This window comes from Leptothoe spongobia TAU-MAC 1115 (assembly GCF_018739885.1).
In the GTDB taxonomy this organism is placed as follows: Bacteria; Cyanobacteriota; Cyanobacteriia; order Phormidesmidales; family Phormidesmidaceae; genus Leptothoe; species Leptothoe spongobia.
The window spans coordinates 173,581-193,223 of record NZ_JADOES010000004.1 but is presented as its reverse complement, the minus strand read 5'-3'; the positions used below and the strand labels follow the sequence as shown (position 1 = coordinate 193,223).

The following is a 19,643-nucleotide window of genomic DNA, read 5'->3' as shown; positions in this document are numbered from 1 at the left end:
CCAATGGCAAAGCAGCTAGGTCATCGCTCTCCATTAGGTTCATTACGTCCCTTAGGCGCATCTGGCTGGGGACAGCGACGGCTCCTGGGTACGCCATCATTATCATTTCTAGATCTTAAGACATTTTATCCCCACGGGTTTCCCTCCAGAGCACCAGGAGCAACAAGCTCCGTTGGCGAGGGAGGCCAGGGAGAGCGTGGGCCAACGAGTGGGCCAGCGGGTGGGGTAACGAGTGGGCCAGTGAGTGGATCAACGGCCCAATTGGTATCACGCCAGTCAACATCAGCTATAACTGCTCAGCCAGACCCATCATCATCTCCTGCCATCACAGATAAAATCCCTAAGCCTGGCTCTGCAGCACAAGCATCTCGTCAAGCAGTCTCGGAAAATAGAGCAGAAAATAAAGCAGATGGGGAAGCGATCGCCAAACCATCATCCGCCTTGCCCAAACCAGGATTGAAGGGCAACTTAACCCAGGCCAAATCATTTCGAGCTAGCTTCCAGAGTTACTTTATGGGACAGCCCCAACAGCAGCCCCAGGCATCAGACTCAACCAGTTCCGCCTCTCCCGATACGTCATTAACAACAGGGAAGTCCCCATCGATTCCTTCAGAAACCGCTCAACGCCAGGTATCTTCAGAGTCAACATCAACAGACTTTCCGCCCGTTAATGTTTCCCAATCAATTCAAAGCTTACAAGCGCCACAACAACCATCATCCACAACCCCCACAGTTCACTCCACCACACATAAAGCCTCTGCGAACAAGGCTGCTACGAATGAAACTCTTGCCTCGGTGGATCCTGTTCAAGCAGCCGGTCAGCCAGCAGCATCGCCGCCGCCAACTGCTGAATCAGGTGCTCCAATGGAGATCGGAACAGCTCCTGATCCTCCTGCCTTTATTCAACGCAAAAACGCACAGTCAACCGATAGCTCACCGACTGACCGTCCGTCTGTAATCGGATCAGATGACGAGTCAATCGATTCTTCTCAACCTGTTGTCAGTCCTGGTTCAACGTCATCATTCACAGCCTCTGCATCTGACAGGACAGAGCAATCGAGCAATGCATCTCCCCCAACCTTAGCAGCAGACACCAATCCTGCGTCGCTGCCATTTATTCAACGTAAAAGAGTACAGTCAATCGACAGCCAACCGACTGACCATCCGTCTGCGATTGGATCAGATGACGAGTCAATCGATTCTCCTCAAACTGTTGTCAGTCCTGGTTCAACGTCATCGTTCACAGCCTCTGCATCTGACAGGACAGAGCAATCGAACAATGCATCTCCATCAATTTTAGAAACAGACACCAATTCTGCGCCGTCGCTGCCATTTATTCAACGTAAAAGTGTACAGTCAACCGATAACTTACAGACTGACCGTTCGTCTGTAATCGGATCAGATGAAGGAGCAACCGATTCTCATCCAATTGTTTCGAGTCTTGGTTCAACGTCATCATTCACAGCTCCTGAGCCGAACAGAGCAGGGCAATCAAGCAATGCATCTCCATCAACTGTAGAAACAGGAACAGCTTCTACGCCGCCTCCATTTGTTCAACGTAAAAGCGCACAGTCAACTGATAGCTCACAGGCCAGTCTACCGTCCGTGATTGGCTCAGATGAAGGAGCAATCGATCCTCATCCAATTGTTTCTGGCCCTAGTCCAACCTCATCATTTACAGACCCTATACCTAACAGAACAGAACCATCGAGCAGTACATCTCCATCGACTTTAGAAGCAGGCACCAATCCTGCGTCGCTGCCATTTATTCAACGTAAAAGTACACAGTCAACTGATAGCTCACAGACTGACCGTTCGCCTGTAATCGGATCAGATGAAGGAGCAATCGATCCTCACCCAATTGTTTCTGGCCCTAGTCCAACGTCATCATTTACAGACCCTGCGCCTAGTAGGAAAGAGCAATCGAGCGGTACATCTCCATCAACGTTAGAAGCAGGCACCAATCCTTTGCCGCCGCCATTAATTCAACGTAAAAGCGCACAATCAACCGATAGCTCACCGACTAGTCTACCGTCCGTGATTGGATCAGATGACGAGGCAACCGATCATTCTCAACCTGTTGTCAGTCCTAGTCCAACGTCATCATTCACCACCCCTGAGCCTAACAGAGTGGGGCAATCGAGCAATGCATCTCCATCAACTGTAGAAATAGGAACAGATTCTGCACCTTCTCCATTTGTTCAACGTAAAAGTACACAGTCAACCGATAACTCACAGACTGACTTAGCGTCTGTAACTAGATCAGATGAAGGAGCAACCGATCCTCCTCCTCCAACTTTTTCCAGCCCTGGTCCAACGTCATCATTTACAACTCCTGGGCCTAGCAGAACAGAGCAATCGAGCAGTACATCGCCAGCAACGTTAGAAGCAGGAACAGATTCTGCATCGCTGCCATTTATCCAACGTAAAAGTGTACAGTCAACCGACATCTCACAGACTGACTTAGCGTCTGTAATCGGATCAGGTGACGGGTCAACCGATCCTCCTCAACCTGTTGTCAGTCCTAGTCCAACGTCATCATTTACAGCCCCTGAGCCTAGCAGGACAGAGCAACCAAGCAGTACATCTCCATCAACCTTAGAAACAGGTATCAAGCCTGCGCCGTCTCCATTTATTCAACGTAAAAGTACACAGTCAACCGATAGCTCACAGACTGACTTAGCGTCTGTAATTGGATCAGATGACGAGTCAACCGATTATCCTCACCCTGTTGCCAGTCATGGTTCAACGTCATCATTTACAGCCTCTGCATCTGACAGGACAGAGCAATCAAGCCATGCATCTCCAGCAATCTTAGAAGCAGGCACCAATCCTGCATCTCCGCCATTTATTCAACGTAAAAGTGTACAGTCAACCGATAGCTCACAGACTGATCGTGCGTCTGTGATTGGATCAGATGAAGGAGCAACCGATTATCCTCAACCTGTTTCGAGTGTTGGTTCAACGTCATCATTTACAGCCTCTGCATCTGACAGGACAGAGCAATCAAGCCATGCATCTCCAGCAATCTTAGAAGCAGGCACCAATCCTGCATCTCCGCCATTTATTCAACGTAAAAGTACACAGTCAACCGATAGCCAACTGACTGACTTCGCGTCTGTAATTGGATCAGGTGACGGGTCAACTGATCTTCCTCATCCAACTGTTGCCAGTCCTAGTCCAACGTCATCATTTACAGCCTCTGAGTCTAACAGAGCAGGGCAATCGGCCAATACATCTTCGTCAGCATTGGAAACAGGACCAAATGCTGGGCCTTCGTTTATTCAACGTAAAAATGCACAGTTAACCGACAGCCAACTGACTGACCGTCCGTCTGTGCGCGGATCAAATGGTGGGGTAATCGATCCTAGTCCTAGTCCAACGTCATCATTTACAGTCCCTGAGCCTAGCAGGATAGAGCAACCGAGCAGTACATCTCCATCAACCTTAGACGCAGGCACCAATCCTGCATCTTCGCCATTTATTCAACGTAAAAGAGCACAATCAACTGACAGCCCAGAGACTGACCGTCTGTCTGTGATTAGCTCAGATGACGGGTCAATCGATTCTCATCAACCTATTGTCAGTTCTAGTCCAACGTCATCATTTACAGCTCCTGATCCGAACAGAACAGAGCAATCGATTAGTACATCTCCATCAACGTTAGAAGCAGGAACAGATTCTGCGTCGCTGCCATTTATTCAACGTAAAAGTGTACAATCAACCGACAGCCAACCGACTGACTTAGCGTCTGCGATTGGATCAAATGACAGGGTAATCGATCCTCCTCAATCTATTTCCAGTCCCAGTCCAACGTCATCATTAATAGATTCTGTTTCCACCAGATCAAAGAAATCAACTGATCTATCTCCTTCAGCATCGGCAGTAGATCCTGATCATTCGACCGTCATCCAACCAAAGTCTGACTTACCCCAGTCCTCAGCCAGTCCCGCTCAGCTCTCTATCAATCAGGAGCGATCCGATAACGCAGCTACCCCATCCATAGTTGAGCCTAATACCCAACTATCTAGTCCAACAGATGTCTCTGCACCGATTCAGCATCTGAATAACCCCTCCAATTCCCCATTAGACCAACCCCCTAACGCTTTATCACAATCACCAAAAGTCTCCCATGGGACTCAACTGCCGACGGCAGCTTCTGCACCGCTTCAACGCTCGCCATCACCAGAAGCGACTGATGTTTCTCCATTAGTCGCCAAGGGTCAATCGGCCATAGGCTCCTCCTCCAAGCCTGGCGTCTCCGATCTCCAGGTTAAAGCTCAAAAGCCGATCCACCAACGTTCTGCTAACGCTAAACCTCCAGAACAGTCAATCACGGTTTTACCATCAGCATCGTCATCTTTCAACTCTTCTGATGTTGAAGCCACCTTGTCTACCGCCCAATCATCTTTTCCTGGGTCTGGGGACCCCATTCAGGCAAGTGCTCAAGCCCCTAATGTCTCACCTACAGAACCAGTACAGGTTGTTCAACCCCGTGATGTGCAGCGATCTATAACTGATACATCTGAGACAACGCATCCCCATTCCCAGTCAGAAGCTCGCCATATCAATACCTCCCAGCTTGCACCATTACCGATGGTGCTCAAACCCCTGGGAGTATTACGTTCTCTTCAATCTATGGGACAACCTGGTACAGCAGACTTTCCGCCGTCTGCCTTGTCTGAACACACCCCTGTAGTCCAGGCCGCATCAACTGAGTTCTCTCAAAAACAGACCGAGGCTGGGCCATCTGTACACCCCTTACCCAGGCCAGATAGCCAAGACTCCCGTCCATCCATGGACTCAGAGCAAGTGGCCATCCCCCATACCAGTGTTGATGGCATGCAGCTCAAAGTGCTTAAGCCCATTGGTGTGCTGCGCCCTTTACCGTCTTTAAAGTCATCGGTGGTAACCCATTCTCAAACCAACCAACTCAGTGCTTACTCACCGTCTGTAGAGATTCCCCATAGCTCGACTCCGGCTCCTCCCAATCCAACCCAGGCCAACCCGATCCAGCGTCAAATAACGCCCCAGAACAGAGACGAAGAGATGCCCAGCGCATGGTCTAGTTTAGAGGACTTAGTGACCCATATGACCTCCTCTACTTCCTCTACCCCATCATCGGCCCACCCCTCGCCTCCAGCCTCAAATCACACCTCTGCTCAATCGTCACCTACGCAGTCTCCAGAGCACTCCACCGTTCAACGCCAGATATCTAATCAACTATCAGACCAGCCACCGGAGAAAGCGTTTCCCAGTACCTGGTCTAATATCGAAGATCTGGTCACTCATTTTCAGCCCACCCCTAACCCAGAGATATCTGCCCAAGAGATTAGTGCCCCAACATTATCCACGCCTACTATTCCTACTGTCACAACAGACACCAGTTCAAACTCTACAGCTTCAGCACCACCCACCTCCATCAACCGTACCCAATCAACTAAGCACCCCGTAGATCCCCCCGTTGTTTCTATCCAACGCAAACTGGATCGGCCTAATCCACCACCCACCTCCCCTGTTAATGTAATCCAAACAGCTCAAGATCTACCCACAGTCACTATCCGCCGCAAAGCCAACGCCAACCAGGGAGAGGACGCCCATGCTATTCAAAACTATAGTCATTACCTGGAGTTATTGGCCCAGGAGGTCTATGGCCTGTTAAGACAACGCCTTTGCTTGGAACAGGAACGTCGAGGGCCTAAATATCCCCGATAATCCGATAGTTCTTATATCGTTGATACCAGCACGTTGATACCAGAAAATATTTCACCACCACACATTGTCAACCTTGATAAAGTCCATTAACCGATGAGCACATTCGTCAAAGCCAAACTGATTGCCCAAGGGGGTGGCAACAATATTGAGTTTATGTTTAACCCAACAGAGTTGGGTTTCAGTCGGAGTCTTCGGCTCAATAGCTCCGGCGGTGCTCGCACTGATGAGGGTCTACCCAAGGTTAGTTTTGGTTCGCCTGAGCCCTACAGCGTTAACGTATCTGGTCTGGTTTTTGATACCTATGAAACCGGTGAAAATGTGATCGATAAATATGTCGAAAATTTTCGTCAGGCGGTTGAATTTATGGATAGCCAGGAGCGTCCTCCCATCTATCTCTTAACCTGGGGCAAGCAAGAATATTTACGCTGTTTTGTGGAGTCCCTATCCTATAAACTCACCATGTTTTTAGCCGATGGCACCCCCGTTCGTGCCACCGTGGATATTACCCTCACGGAAATTGGTGAAGTCAGTGGCGCTGCCAGTTCGGGAACACCGGGTCGAGGCAGTACAACTCGCTCAACATAAATGGCTTAGAAAATTTTGAGTCATTTATACTAATGTGAATCTATTGCTGCCAATGCGTTCCCTGGGAATAACCCCCTTTAGAATTAAGTATTCTTTGCGGAGAAAATGCTCCCCCCATGCCTGCATCCTCCTTTATAGCCCAACCCACCCTCAAAATTGATGGGTCGACAGCGTCATCTGACTTAATGGATGATATCCTCCAAATTGTTGTGGAGGAGAGTTTACACTTGCCAGGCATGTTTACCCTTGTCATCCGGAATGACTATTACGGTGGTGCTGCCAATTATGAAGTCTGGAAACATGAGAAACTCTTTGAAATTGGCAAATCCATAGAGATTGGCTTTGCCTCTAGCACGACGGAGTCCGATGATTTTGACGATGAGAATAAAGGTAATGTAATTAAGGGCGAAATTACCGCGATTGAAACCCATTTTACCAGTGAGGCCCAAGCACCCATCATTGTGCGCGGTTATGATACCTCCCATCGGTTACATCGCGGTCGTCACAATCGGTCATTTCAAAATAAAACAGACTCTGACATTGTTAAATCGATTGCGTCTGAAGTGGGTATTTCAGTCGGGACTGTAGATACCACGGGCGGTCCCTATGGTTATGGTGACATTGGTGGGGCCAGTGGCTATGTGTTTCAACAAAACCAGACCAATATGGAGTTTTTGCGGGAGCGGGCGGCTCGCAATGGATTTGAACTATTTGTGCAGGATGGAAAACTGTATTTTCGTAAGCCTAAAAAAGATAGCACCCTAGAACTGGAGTGGTTGAAAAACGTCCACAGTTTCCGCGTCCGCGTCAGCAGTGCGGAACAGATGAAAAGCGTGGAGGTGCGAGGGTGGGACTATAGCCGCAAGGAAGTGATTGCGGAAAGTATTAGCTCCACTCAAAAGGTGTTGACGGAAACAGATAGCGGTGCGGGCAGTAAAACCGTCAGTAGCTTTAATGGACAGCCTAGCACTCCCACCCTAGTGATGGTGGACCAACCGATCTCTCAATCCAAAGAAGCCAAAACCATGGCCCAGGCCCTATTTGATGAACTGGGGGGAGAGTTTGTCCAGGCCGATGCGCGGGCGGAAGGTAACCCATTGATCCGTCCGGGGCGGGTGGTTAAGCTGACGGGGATGGGCAAGTATAGCGGGAGTTATTACGTAACAGAAACCCGTCAGCTTTTCCATGAACGGATCTATACGACAGAGTTTGCGGTTAGGGGCCTGCGGGGTGGTGATTTGCTCCAAACCCTGGAAGCTAGAAATACCTTACAGCCAGGGCAAACCCACATGGTGGGCATTGTTGCCGACAATAATGATCCGAAGGGATGGGGACGGGTGCGCGTTAAGCTACCCACTTTAACTGAGGAGCACATGAGTAACTGGGCGCGGGTAGTATCAGCAGGGGTGGGACCATCACGGGGGGTGGATTGGTTACCGGAAATTAATGATGAGGTATTGGTAGCCTTTGAACATGGTGATATTCATCGACCGTTTGTGTTGGGCGGCATTTGGAATGGAAAAGATGCTCCTCCGGAAAAGACAGAGGATGTTGTTGCCGGAGGTAAGGTGCGACTGCGGACATTCAAAACCCGTTTGGGACACACGTTACAGTTTGTCGAAGAGGATAAGGGGGATAGTAAAAAAGGAGTTTATTTGACCACGGTCGATAATCATTTGCTGCATTTTAATGATACGGATAAGTACATTGAACTCAAGACGAAAGATAGTCATCAGCTGAAGTTGGATGATAAAAACAAAAAAATCGATCTAAAAACCAAAGGTGGTCATCAAATCACCATGGATGACGGCGGTAAGAAGGTGAATATTATCTCCACTGGCAGTCTTAATGCTAAATCGGGAACCAGTGGCAACAGTGAAAAGATCAATATTAATGGGGGTGAGATTACCCTCACGGGTACAACTAAAATTACCCTGAAGGTGGGTAGCAATACAATTGTTCTCAGTAGTTCGGGAATCGATATTACAGGTACGCAACTGAATATGAAGGCCAATGCGAGTGCCAAGCTACAGGGGGCGATGGTGGATGTGAAAGGGCAGGGGAGTGTCAATGTGCAAAGTACAGGTATGACTAAGGTGGCGGGCAGTATCTTGAAGCTAAATTAAGGTGAATTATGGGAATGCAAGTTGTGGCGGGGGCCATGCTCCAATGTCCGTTTGGTGTTGCTCCGAGTACGCTTAATGTGATTCCCAAGGGACCCCCTACATTTGCATCGGGGCCTTTCGCTGCAACGATTATGGACTTTGCCCCGATTGCAAATGTTATGCCCTTTGGGATGTGTACGTCGTTGGCAAATCCGACGGTGGCCACTGCAACAGCGGCGGCCCTGGGGGTGTTGACGCCTATGCCCTGTATTCCTGTGATTCCGGCTCCCTGGGCACCGGGGTCACCAACGGTGTTGATTGGCACATTCCCGGCGCTGAATAATAGTTCGAAATGTATATGTACCTGGGGTGGGGTGATTTCGATTATCAACCCCGGCCAGTTTACCGTACAGATTCCTTAACAGACGTTTGGAGCCTGTCCACATAATTTATTCTCTCCTGTCGCCCCCTTTCAACCAATGATCATCCTCCGTGCCAAGCCCACCTTTGTTTTGCCTATCGTTGTTTTACTACTGATGCCTTTACCAGCCAGGGCATTTAGCACTAACGATTTGGAGACCCTGCGGGGTCTTAGTTTACAGTCCGTTGACCTGAGTCGTCAGAATTTACGAGGCGTTGACTTTTCAGGTTCGGACTTAAGCAATAGTAATCTGAGCAACTCTGACTTGAGAGATGCCAACCTTAGCGGTGCGGTTCTCACCCATAGTCTTTTGATTGGGGCCAAGCTGATGAGAACAAATTTAAGTGGCGCTGATCTTACAGAAGCTGATCTAAGTGAGGGAGATTTTCGGGAGGCTAATTTCGCAGGTGCTACGCTGACAAACACTAATTTTAGCGGCGCAGATTTACGGGGAGCGAACCTTGATGGTGCATCGTTAGGGGGCATTCAATTTAGTGATACCACTAAGCTCTGTGGAGCGATCTTGCCTGATGGGACAACTTTTACATGCAGCCAGTAAGTTGGAAACGGTGCGATCGTATTGCTGTTAAATGGTTTGACTTTTCTGGCTTGGTAACAATTGGGCTAAAAGACGTTTTTAATGGCTTTTAGGTTTTGTTATGGACGTGGGTTTTCTGAAAAGACGTTGCTTTTTATAAAGAAAATTATTTTAACAAATCCTCAGGTTTTTCGAGTACTATTTCCAGGATGTTATCGGCGGGTTTGAGTACGGATGCGTACTGACCTAGACCTTCCAGAAAGTTCTGGTAATTTTGTTTCAGATGCTGAAGTTTCCTTTTTCTCATCTCTTCATCTGTTTCTCCTTCCATGATCTCCCGTGGATCATCAACGAAACTTCCACCTGGGTCTGCAAGTGCATATAGTGGAGGATCTACATCTCCTTTTAATTTTCTAACATTTATCGAAGCAAGATCTCCAATACCTCCTTTCAAAATTACAAAGCCTACTTCACTGAGCAACTTTGAATCTGGTTGATCCCAATCTGCAGCATCACGCTGTTCCTTTTCTGCCAAAGGCAACCCTTCGACTAAAACAAAGGACTTCCCGGCCAAGTTTAACTGGGTTTTCTCGGGTCCTACGATTCTTGTCAGGGAATACTCTTTTATTACTCTTTTAACGGCTAGCGATCCCGCATATCGCACACCATACGGGTCTTCTTTTATAAAAAATTTGTAGTTCTCGGTTCTCATTACATCAGCACCAGAAAATTCAAACTTTCCTGGGTGTTTTTCATGTAACCACCACAGCACATCTTCTTCACTGCCATCATAGTGTTCCTTCACCTCGTTTAATATCCAGTTTTTAAAAACAACTGTGCTCCCATCAATCGGAACAGGAGTGTCTATCTCTGTTCCATGAGTTTCGTGAGATTCTTCAGAACTTGATTCATCTTCATTACGCAAATCTACTTGATCACTGACAATAACTTCGTCATATTCAGTTACCTCCGCGAGTTGAAAATGACGTTCAAAGAGGTCATCGCCTACAAAGTCTCGAAGGGGGGCATTGATTCGAAGAATAGTCGCGTTATCAGAGGCTCTTGTCATTGCGTAATGCTGGGCCAAATAACCCAGCATTGCAGCGTTCAAAATCGTTGCATTTAAGAACATGCTTGCCAGCGACAAATCCGAAGAATTAGCAATGGCAATAGCCGTGGCATTTGTACTATTGCTTTGCACAAAAATTTCCTGAGCAACGGCTCCAGGAATAGACTCGAGAGCAGTCAGAATAAAGTAACCAAGCGCGATATTAGGAGCTGCAGCAACAATAGTTTTACTATGATGCTGCAGATAGTCTGAAAATGACATTCTTTCGCCACTATCAGCATTTATTTTACGTTCCCAAACGCCATAGCCTTTATACGTTTCCTGGGTGTCACCGTTCATTTTTTTTTGCCAAATCATGTTGACAACAGGATCCCAGTGCCAAATCATTTCACCAGTTTCTGCATCCTTTTCGTAGAACATGCCTTGAATCACCCCATTATCGGAACTCGGGATACTTCTGGTATCAACAATAGGTTGCAATTCTTTATTTGAATTCGAAGCATTGGCAGCCATTTTTTGCAAATTATGCTGATGAGCTGCTTCAGGTCGATTATCCACAAACCCAAAACCTTGCTTCTCGTTACTTTTCTTCTGAGAAACAAAATTTGAAATCGCCCTACTTTTATTTTCTTTCGGCTTCTCTACTTGTTCATACATACCTCAAACCTTTTTGATTTTTCTTAATTCGTTGTTATAGGCTTTCCATTATTCCCTATAACATTGCAAATAACGGCACTGTTCCGTTTATTTCTACTGTGTCATTACCCAAAAGGTGCACATAGGCCGCCAAATCAGAGATATATGCGCACCTTTTAACATCGTGTGGATGTATATCCCCTTAGCCCTTTCCATATATCCATAACCTGACATTTTTCCCTCATATCTTCTCCTTGCATACCCCTGAGCAAGTTGACCAAAGCAGATATAAAATAGAAAACCAAGAGCCCACAATCTCAAATATGCCCCCTCAAAGTCGCAAGCTTTGAGATCGATCTCTCCCAGAACTGAGAAGAGACTATTTCACCTTGTTGAGATAATAAAACTATCTCCATAAAAAGACAGCCTCAGCGCCTGAAGCGCAATTCAGATCATCTCCTCAGTCAACGCTACCAAGCTCTCCATTCCTAACTCATCCTCCAGCTTCAACCCCTACACCACCATACAAAAATTCCCTCGGTGACAATTTATACTACTCTGATCCCAAAAACCAGCCAACTAACTATGACAAAGCCATTCAGAACCCATCAACCGCAAGATCAGATTTACCCACGACTGTCATTTGTTGCTTTAAAACCGTCAAAATCACGCTCGCAATCAACCCTCCAGTGATTAAATACAACCACAGATTAACGCCGACTGTCTCAGGATGATCCAGTGCCCACCCACCCAGGGCGGGGCCGATGGTGAAGCCAATGGACCAGCATTGGGACTCTAGGGAAAAGTAGATACCGCGTAGATTTAATGGAGCCATTTCGCCAATGAGAGAGACACCGGCTGGGGAGTAGAGGATCTCGGCTAAGGCAATCAGGCTGAAGGCGGCGATGGTGAATGGCAGGGTAATGGTGGGGGTAATGCCAATGATCCAGAGCAGGAAAAAGCCTATGCTCCAGATGATTAAGGCAATTAATAACGTTGAGACATGGTTAATGGTTTTGACTAGCCGGGTAATGGGTAGCTGTAGGAAAATTTTTAGAAAGACTTGCCAGACGAAGAAGTAACTAATCCACTGTTCTGAGAAGCCGCTTTCTGTATTGCCATGGGGAATAAAGTTGGCTAAATACAGGGGCAGAGTGCTGGTGTGCTGGGCGGCGTAGATGGTAAAGATGATGTTGGCGCTGAGAAAGGTGAGGAGGGTGCGATCGCGAAATGCCTGTGACCAATCCTGCCATACATTACGTACCTCAATTTGAGGTTGTCGTGTTTCCCCAATAGCAACATAAATAACCCCAGCAAATAAAAGATAGGTCAAGCCTTTGAGAATAAACAGAATGCTGTAGTTACCGGACATGGCGACATACTGTCCAGCTAATAGTGCCCCCAGGGCAAGGCCCAAATTATCCACCAGTCGTGTCAGGGCAAAGGCCTCTGTACGATTTTCGACTGTAGTCAGGTCCGTTGTTACCGATAAATTTGCTGGCCAATATAGACTCACACCTAATCCCAGCAGCATATTACCAAGCACCAACAGCACAAAAGTACTGGCAAAGGCTAGACAAAAACAGGCTAGAGCCGTAACTACTGACGATAGTATCAATGTGCGGCGACGTCCCCAGAACTCAGCATCAATGGCATAGCCTGACCAAAATCGGCCTGCAATGCCCGCAAAACCGCTGCTGCTAAGGGCTAAACCCACCTGAGTAGGGGAAAAACCTAACTCATTGACAAAGTAAATGGATGCGTAGACCAGGGTAAAGCCTTGACCGATGTACAACAGCAGTTGACCGGTTGCTAAAATCCATATTTCGCGTCTGAACTGAGGCAACCAGGCTAGAAAGCTATGGGTCACCTCGGTTTGATCGGTCTGAGCGTCGATCTGATCCATGGATGAATAAATATCTTACCTATCGCCCATAAGTCGGGTTTCTAACCCTATTGTCCCAATTGCCGATCAGGATTGTAAAGTCAACCCAATTTCCAGGCTACTTAGGGATAAGGATTTTATAAGATCCAAAAACCATGTCTGAAGAGCTGTTCCATAGCAACCTGTACATCAAAAGATAGAACCTAACTGCCAGGTGCAAGATATGAGATACCCTACTGCTGAGGTCTCTTTTAGAAAGCGTTTAGGGACTTACCAATAAATAGAGCACCCTCGTGAAATTGTTTGTAGAATGTACACTCAATCTCAATTCTCACGTACCAAAAGATTTTGAGAACTTATCCTAATCATATGAGTTGTCAAGGTCGAATTCAATCTATTGCTGTACAGTGCTCTAGCATACATGATATCAATATGTTCCAAGCGTATACCTGGCTATGCGTACTAGAAGATAGTGTATCTGCCTGGCAGATTAATCCCCCCAATCATCCCTATTTTCTATGCCCTATGCGCTATCAATCCAACCGCAAAACCGCTGCGAGTGCATCCAACTCATCGCGGGTCGGATGTGGCAAATGCTTTTCACTAAACTTCACTTTCCCATCTTCAATGTAGGCTAGATGCTTATAGGTAATATCGAGGGGATGATACTGGGGAATCAAGTTCAGATGAGCATGACGAACACCAAATCCATGGACTACCATACCCACCTTTAGGGGCTGATAGATTTTCATGATTTTGCGACCAATCCGCTGGCTCACAACCATAACGGCAGCGGCTAAATCATCGGGCAGCTCGGTAAAGTGATCAATGTGTTCTTTGGGAATAACAATACATGCCCCTGGATAGATGGGGTTTAGTGGGATGAACGCCATGGTCAAATCGTCTTCGTGGACGAGGCTAGCAGGGCCGGTCCCGTTAACAATGTCGCAAAAGGGGCAAGAGGTCATGGTAAATCTGCGCGTTGTGCAACACAGTTTTCTTTATGCTAACGGCAAATTTATTATGTAGGTAAATAACTATCTAGACAAACTAGACAAAAGTTTTTACAACTGATATCAAGCACGCCCTAATGATTGCTAACGAAGATTTGATGGCGAAGATTTGATGGGACGACTTTTCTCAACTAAAACTACTTAGATGCAAATATACCTTGCTTACACATAGGTACGGATATGACTTAACAGATAATCAAAGTTAAAGGGTTTAGCGATATATTCATTGGCTCCCAACAGAAAAGCATGGGAGCGCTCCTTTTCACTGGATAAGGCCGTCATCACAATGACAGGCACCTGTAGTCTCTGCGCCCGGATAACACTGAGGATTGACACCCCCTCTAATCCAGGTAGCATCAAATCTAGCAAAACAAGATCAAACATCTTTGAGAGCGCTAAAGGTAGGGCTCGCTCTCCATTAGTGACGGCAAACGTTCGATATCCCATCTGTTGAAGCCCTTGTGATAAGAAGGACACAGTACGGGGTTCATCTTCAATTATTAAAATACTGGCCACAAAACTAGCCTCAATCGATAATGGATTTTGCCATTGCTGATTTAGGGTATGAATCGATCGATCAATGAGGCCATAAATCTGAACTTGAGCGATAAAACCATTCCGGGGATCAGCAACGCCGGATTTTATTAATGTAAATGCAACCTCTCAAGATACCTATAAGAGTACTTACCTGATGTACTTACTTTCCAGTGAACCAATGTTTTTCAAGCAATTTGTCTAATATTGCGTACGCCACAAGGCTTAAGCTCGGCCAGGCTAGATACTTAACATTCTCTTTAGAAAACCATGCACAGTCAATTAATGCAAGCAACTGCTCCCCAGATCGTATTCTCAATGGATAGCCTATTCAGACTGCAAAACAAGTCGATGTTATAGAGGCTCAAAAAAGGCACTCAAATAGAAGTGATTTAACCTCTATTGAGATTACAACATAGGGAAGAGTCTTGCTCAATAGTCATAAAAAAAAAGAGGCAAGGTATTCTCCTTGCCTCAAGGATAAACCACATTAGGTCACTGCAGAACAAGCACATAAGCACGGACTACATCCATCGGCGGACGCAGGGTAGACGCACAGCAGGTCAGATGTGCCCCCGTACGATCCAAGTCATGGCAGAAAAATGGCGTTACTAAAATCGGCAACTCCTGGCCATGGTTCTCCCGCACCAAAGATTTCTAAATAATGACATCTCTAGTCATCGGAACAATGTACCTGAGGTCCATAAATTAGTAACGCCCTAGCATAGGAGTAATCAAGTCTATGCTTCATGCTTGACTTACAGTAGTCTATGGTCGAGCAGCAAAAGTAACTGTACTAAAAGTTACAGTTAGCAAGAAACGGGTGGCTTTCGCCCCTTGCTGTCGATATCTTAATGGGGTGTATCTAGCCTGTGGAACAGATGCATCAGAACCTGTTACTGCATAAATTCATTGATGGAAAGCCCTGTTTACGATAGACAAACCTATGGTCAAATAGCTAAGGCAATTGCGTTTATTCGCGACAATCATTTGGAGCAGCCTAGTCTGACCACCATCGCTCAGCATGTCAATCTCAGTGAGTATCATTTTCAGCGATTGTTTACAAAATGGGCTGGCATTAGCCCAAAACGCTTTTTGCAATATCTCACCCTGGAATATGCAAAATCAAAAATCACTGAAACAAAAAATCTCTTAGAGTTATCTCTAGAGTCTGGGTTGTCAAGCTCAGGTCGTTTACACGATCTGTTTGTACAGCTAGTGGCCATGACACCGGGTGAATTTAAAGCGGAAGGTGCAGGATTGAAGATTTGCTATGGCATCCATGAAACACCTTTTGGGGCCTGTCTAATTGCAACGACTGACCGTGGCATCTGCAATTTACACTTTTTAGATAAAGTCGATAGAGCTACAGCTAAACAGCATTTACAAACAGAATGGCCCAATGCTGACATTATGGCTGATCAAAGAGGGACTGAGAATATTCGAGATCTTATCTTCCAATCGCCCCTTCCCTCTCCCCTAGTACTCCATGTCAAAGGAACAAATTTTCAGATCCAGGTGTGGCAAGCACTCCTACAAATCCCCTTTGGCAGTCTTACCACCTATCAAGGATTAGCCACTTCTATCGGTAAACCCACAGCAGCACGGGCCATTGGCAATGCTGTGGGACGCAATCCAGTGGGGTATCTCATCCCTTGCCATCGGGTGATTCGCGGTTCGGGGGAGATCGGTGGCTATCGTTGGGGTCTGGATCGTAAAACGGTTCTTTTGGGCTGGGAAGCAAGTCAACAGGAAGGGCAATCATGAAACTATCAGACGTTTTTGAGATGTTATTGCTGGCTGCCCTATGGGGTGGTTCATTTCTGTTTATGCGGATTGCCGCCCCGGTGATTGGGCCAATCTGGTTAATTGAGTTTCGGGTGTTGCTAGCAGGGTTAGCCCTGTTGCCACTGTTGGCCCGATTAGGTCTATTAGGTGAGATGCGCCGCAATCTCATCCCCCTCCTGACGGTTGGATGCATCAACTCAGCCATTCCATTTTTACTACTCGCTTTTGCATCCGTATCTCTACCTGCAGGGTTTACCTCCATTTTGAATGGTACGGCTCCCCTATTTGGCACTGTGGTGGCATCGGTTTGGTTACAGGAGAAGCTCACGCCAGCAAGGATGCTGGGCTTTTTTCTAGGATTTATCGGCGTTGTGATTCTCGTGGGATGGCAAGCGGTTGAAACCACACCTGGTTTTTTGATTGCTATCGTGGCAGCACTGTTGGCCGCATTCATGTACGCGATCGCAGCGCCTTACATTAAGCAAAACCTAGCCGATGTGCCTTCATTAGTAGCGACTACAGGTAGTCAGCTTGGAGCAGCCCTGGTCATCATACCGGCCCTACCATTTACGGTGCCGCAACAAGTACCGTCTGCAAAAGTGATCATTTCTGTTCTCTCCCTGGCTGTCCTGTCTACAGCCTTTGCCTACATTCTCTTTTTTAGACTAATTCAAAATATCGGTTCCACCAAAGCTCTGACAGTGACCTATCTGATTCCCATATTTGCCATGCTATGGGGGACCATTGTCCTGAAGGAAACGGTGACATCATCAATGATTTTGGGCTGTGGGTTGGTGTTGCTAGGAACGGCCATAGCTAATGATCTGTTAACCACAACCCCTCAGGGTCGCTCAAAATCCAGTTCCATTCATCGTCAATAATGGCAAGTCTTGACAACAACTTACCGCATCAAGCGAACAGTAATCAGTGATTATTGATGGATATTGTGAACAATCCAGTAGCTGATGGATAGGGCTAGAATTGCGATCGCAAGTCCAATCAAGCTTAGCCCCGAAACCTTCTCCAGCTCCAGAATAATAATCTTACGGGCAACGGCAATCAGCGATGTCACAATCACCAGTTCAACCTGAACCACATGCTTTCTCAGGTAGGCCGTAATATTTTCAAGAATTTCCAAAGCAATCAACACACTCAGAAACAGACCAAAAATTTCTTTGAGCGTCGTCACAAAAAAGCCTTTTGGACTGGGATTAAAGAGTTCGGTTGACAAAAACAGAACAAGATCGACCATGATCACCATAATCACAATCAACATTGCTATGGAAAGCAACTTTGAAACCAAGCTTTCAAATTGCTTAATTCCTGTTGAAAATCCTTCATCACTTGAACGCCAGCGAAGATATCGCTTAAATCGTCTCAGCATTATTCTAAGCCTAAACTTCTTGCATAATTTAGACTAAATCTCTGACGAAATATTTTTATAACTGTCCAGCAGAAGAGGCCACAGCTTAACTTTTTGATAAACAACCGGTAACGCCACCCAGGAGCTTAGCCATCCAAAGTTTAAATATTATTTAAGATGATAACGATCTATTTCTTATTGCTCACCATCCCATTCCAGGCAAATTTCAAGCATTATTGATGGATTTTAGATATTCTCACCCAAAATTCTGAAAAACGAACATCCAGTATTTGTCTACAAGCAAAGAAACTATATTAATTTACTTGTAATTAACTTGAGTCTCCCTAAGATGTAAAATTATGATTAGCGGTAATCAAATAGCATAATCAAAATTGATTTCTCAATTACAGTTCCATTGAGCAGCTGCAGTTTCCTTAATTCTGAGGCTCTCAGGTTCAGTGTTGTTTAGAAGGGAGCAGTGTTCTTGATTGGAAGGATGCTGGCGAAAGCAATGATCCTATGGCTATTCTTTACGTTTTTCTCGGGGCTCGTGTTTATGGATTATCAGTTTAATGACTGGGAATCCGAATCCCTAGAGAAGAATCCCATTGCTGCTCGCAAGATAGAATAGTCTGCTAGTGATGAGGCAATAACCCACGCCGGGTTCAAAACCCAGCGCTAATCGAGGGCTGTCTGCTAAAGCGACAACTTGGCTGTGAGGCTCTGGATATAGAACTCTTACCGATCTCTCAACCCCTACTCTGCGAGAAGTCTTGCGCCTATAGTGGGTTTTGATTCAATTAGCCGTGCGACTTTGAGTCCATGGTGGTCTAACGCTGCTTCGCTAGGTGCAAGATCTGAGTTAATCCCTTAGTCCCTGGGCAAACTGTTGCAGGGCATTCGCTCCAAAGTCAGCATAGTGTTTGACAGCCTGGCTACCGACAACGGCGATATCGGCATATCCGATTAGGTCGCGGACATCATCGGTAGATTGGATGCCAAAGCCAATGGCCATGGGTAATGGGGTGGCTGAGCGTACCCGGTCCAGGTATTGATGGAGTTGTGTCGAGAATTGGGTGCGTTGACCCGTTACTCCTGTTCGGGCCACACAGTAAACCAAACCACTGGTGTGATCAAGAATCTGTTGTATCCGTTGTTGACTATTTTCAGTAGTTACTAAGAAGATAGTGGCCAGTGCTTGTTCACGACAAGCTTTAATATAACTTTGAGCCTGTTCCAAGGGGAGATCGGGGATGATACATCCAGAAATTCCTGCCTGGGCAGCCGCTTTGATAAAGTTATGGATGCCATACCGAAAGAGAATATTGACATAGGTCATGATCACAAAGCGAGTCTGGGGGTATTGCTGGCTGACCTCTGCGGCAAAATCCAGACAGTCTTGAGTCGAAACACCTGACTGGATGGCGGCATGGTTTGCGGCTAATAAGGTCGGTCCATCGGCAATGGGTTCTGAGAACGGAAATTGTAGTTCAATCAGCTCTACATCAGCGTGAACCAGGGCCGCGATCGCCTTCCGGTTATCGTCCCAGGATGGATAGCCTAAGACTGTATGGGACATCAGTAAAATATCTTTTTGTTGACGTTGCCGACGAATAAATTGTTCGAGATTCATGGTTGTAGTGGTGGTGTAAGGGGGTAAACAGACTTCTCTTCACTTGACCGCCCTCTCCTTAGCCGCTCTTCTTCGCAAAAAGCGTTGCCAGTCAGGATCCTGCAATGCCTCAGCGATGGTAAAAATAGGCTCTTCCGGAATTCCCGTGGAGCCCCCTACATTTAGTGTAGAGTTCAGGTTCTTCCCCGTTAGGGATAATAGAGGAAGAACAGCGTCTGCCCTAGCTTATGGATAACTCAATTCATATCCCCTTGGATTTGCCCAGCGTGCGAGTACTAGAAACCTGCACGACAGGCACAGGAGCCTGGTTGATCAAGGTAGAGAGTACTCTGAACGGGACCCAATGCCGTCAATGTGG

At 46.6% G+C, this 19,643-nt stretch carries 14 protein-coding genes and 1 pseudogene; 8 read left to right on the top strand and 7 right to left on the bottom strand.

Annotated elements, in window-relative coordinates:
- The first annotated feature begins 3 nt into the window (after positions 1–3).
- From IXB50_RS03605 to IXB50_RS03585, 5 genes are all read left to right on the top strand, one after another.
- Positions 4–5,715 carry a hypothetical protein gene (locus IXB50_RS03605; RefSeq protein ID WP_215607570.1) on the top strand — a complete coding sequence of 1,904 codons (5,712 nt, stop codon included), beginning with the start codon at positions 4–6 and terminating at the stop codon, positions 5,713–5,715.
- Positions 5,716–5,808: 93 nt separating this feature from the next.
- Positions 5,809–6,300, top strand: coding sequence for a CIS tube protein (locus IXB50_RS03600; protein ID WP_215607569.1), 492 nt, complete (start codon positions 5,809–5,811; stop codon positions 6,298–6,300).
- A gap of 116 nt (positions 6,301–6,416) precedes the next feature.
- On the top strand, positions 6,417–8,426 hold the full coding sequence (locus IXB50_RS03595) for a VgrG-related protein (RefSeq protein WP_215607568.1): 2,010 nt from the start codon (positions 6,417–6,419) through the stop codon (positions 8,424–8,426).
- Between the two features lie 8 nt (positions 8,427–8,434).
- Entirely contained in the window at positions 8,435–8,827 is a 393-nt protein-coding gene (locus tag IXB50_RS03590; RefSeq protein WP_215607567.1) for a DUF4280 domain-containing protein, read from the top strand.
- Between the two features lie 57 nt (positions 8,828–8,884).
- Entirely contained in the window at positions 8,885–9,385 is a 501-nt protein-coding gene (locus tag IXB50_RS03585) for a pentapeptide repeat-containing protein (RefSeq protein WP_215607566.1), read from the top strand.
- 145 nt (positions 9,386–9,530) lie between these two features.
- Here the strand turns inward: IXB50_RS03585 and IXB50_RS03580 are convergent, their stop codons facing one another.
- The 5 genes from IXB50_RS03580 to IXB50_RS03560 form a co-directional block, all read right to left on the bottom strand.
- Positions 9,531–11,090, bottom strand: a complete 1,560-nt coding sequence (locus IXB50_RS03580; RefSeq protein ID WP_215607565.1) for a hypothetical protein — start codon at positions 11,088–11,090, stop codon at positions 9,531–9,533.
- A 577-nt stretch (positions 11,091–11,667) separates the two neighbouring features.
- Positions 11,668–12,975 (bottom strand): MFS transporter, encoded by a 1,308-nt coding sequence (locus IXB50_RS03575; RefSeq protein ID WP_215607564.1) that lies wholly within the window; start codon positions 12,973–12,975, stop codon positions 11,668–11,670.
- Positions 12,976–13,487: 512 nt separating this feature from the next.
- On the bottom strand, positions 13,488–13,922 hold the full coding sequence (locus tag IXB50_RS03570; protein ID WP_215607563.1) for an HIT family protein: 435 nt from the start codon (positions 13,920–13,922) through the stop codon (positions 13,488–13,490).
- Positions 13,923–14,129: 207 nt separating this feature from the next.
- On the bottom strand, positions 14,130–14,483 hold the full coding sequence (locus IXB50_RS03565; RefSeq protein ID WP_215607562.1) for a response regulator transcription factor: 354 nt from the start codon (positions 14,481–14,483) through the stop codon (positions 14,130–14,132).
- Positions 14,484–14,996: 513 nt separating this feature from the next.
- Entirely contained in the window at positions 14,997–15,152 is a 156-nt protein-coding gene (locus tag IXB50_RS03560) for a hypothetical protein (RefSeq protein WP_215607561.1), read from the bottom strand.
- A 264-nt stretch (positions 15,153–15,416) separates the two neighbouring features.
- Between IXB50_RS03560 and IXB50_RS03555 the strand changes: the two genes are divergently transcribed.
- Positions 15,417–16,268 (top strand): methylated-DNA--[protein]-cysteine S-methyltransferase, encoded by an 852-nt coding sequence (locus IXB50_RS03555; protein ID WP_215607560.1) that lies wholly within the window; start codon positions 15,417–15,419, stop codon positions 16,266–16,268.
- On the top strand, positions 16,265–17,170 hold the full coding sequence (locus IXB50_RS03550; protein ID WP_215607559.1) for a DMT family transporter: 906 nt from the start codon (positions 16,265–16,267) through the stop codon (positions 17,168–17,170). The genes IXB50_RS03555 and IXB50_RS03550 overlap by 4 nt, the downstream gene beginning before the upstream one ends.
- Before the next feature lie 50 nt (positions 17,171–17,220).
- On the opposite strand, the gene IXB50_RS03545 is transcribed toward IXB50_RS03550, so the two are convergent.
- Both IXB50_RS03545 and trpA read right to left on the bottom strand, forming a co-directional pair.
- On the bottom strand, positions 17,221–17,673 hold the full coding sequence (locus IXB50_RS03545; RefSeq protein WP_215607558.1) for a phosphate-starvation-inducible PsiE family protein: 453 nt from the start codon (positions 17,671–17,673) through the stop codon (positions 17,221–17,223).
- Between the two features lie 841 nt (positions 17,674–18,514).
- A complete protein-coding gene (gene trpA, locus IXB50_RS03540) occupies positions 18,515–19,285 on the bottom strand; it encodes a tryptophan synthase subunit alpha (RefSeq protein ID WP_215607557.1) in 771 nt (256 codons plus the stop codon).
- Positions 19,286–19,512: 227 nt separating this feature from the next.
- On the opposite strand from trpA, the pseudogene IXB50_RS21980 reads away from it, so the two are divergent.
- Positions 19,513–19,643: pseudogene (locus IXB50_RS21980) on the top strand (ISL3 family transposase); the annotation flags it as partial.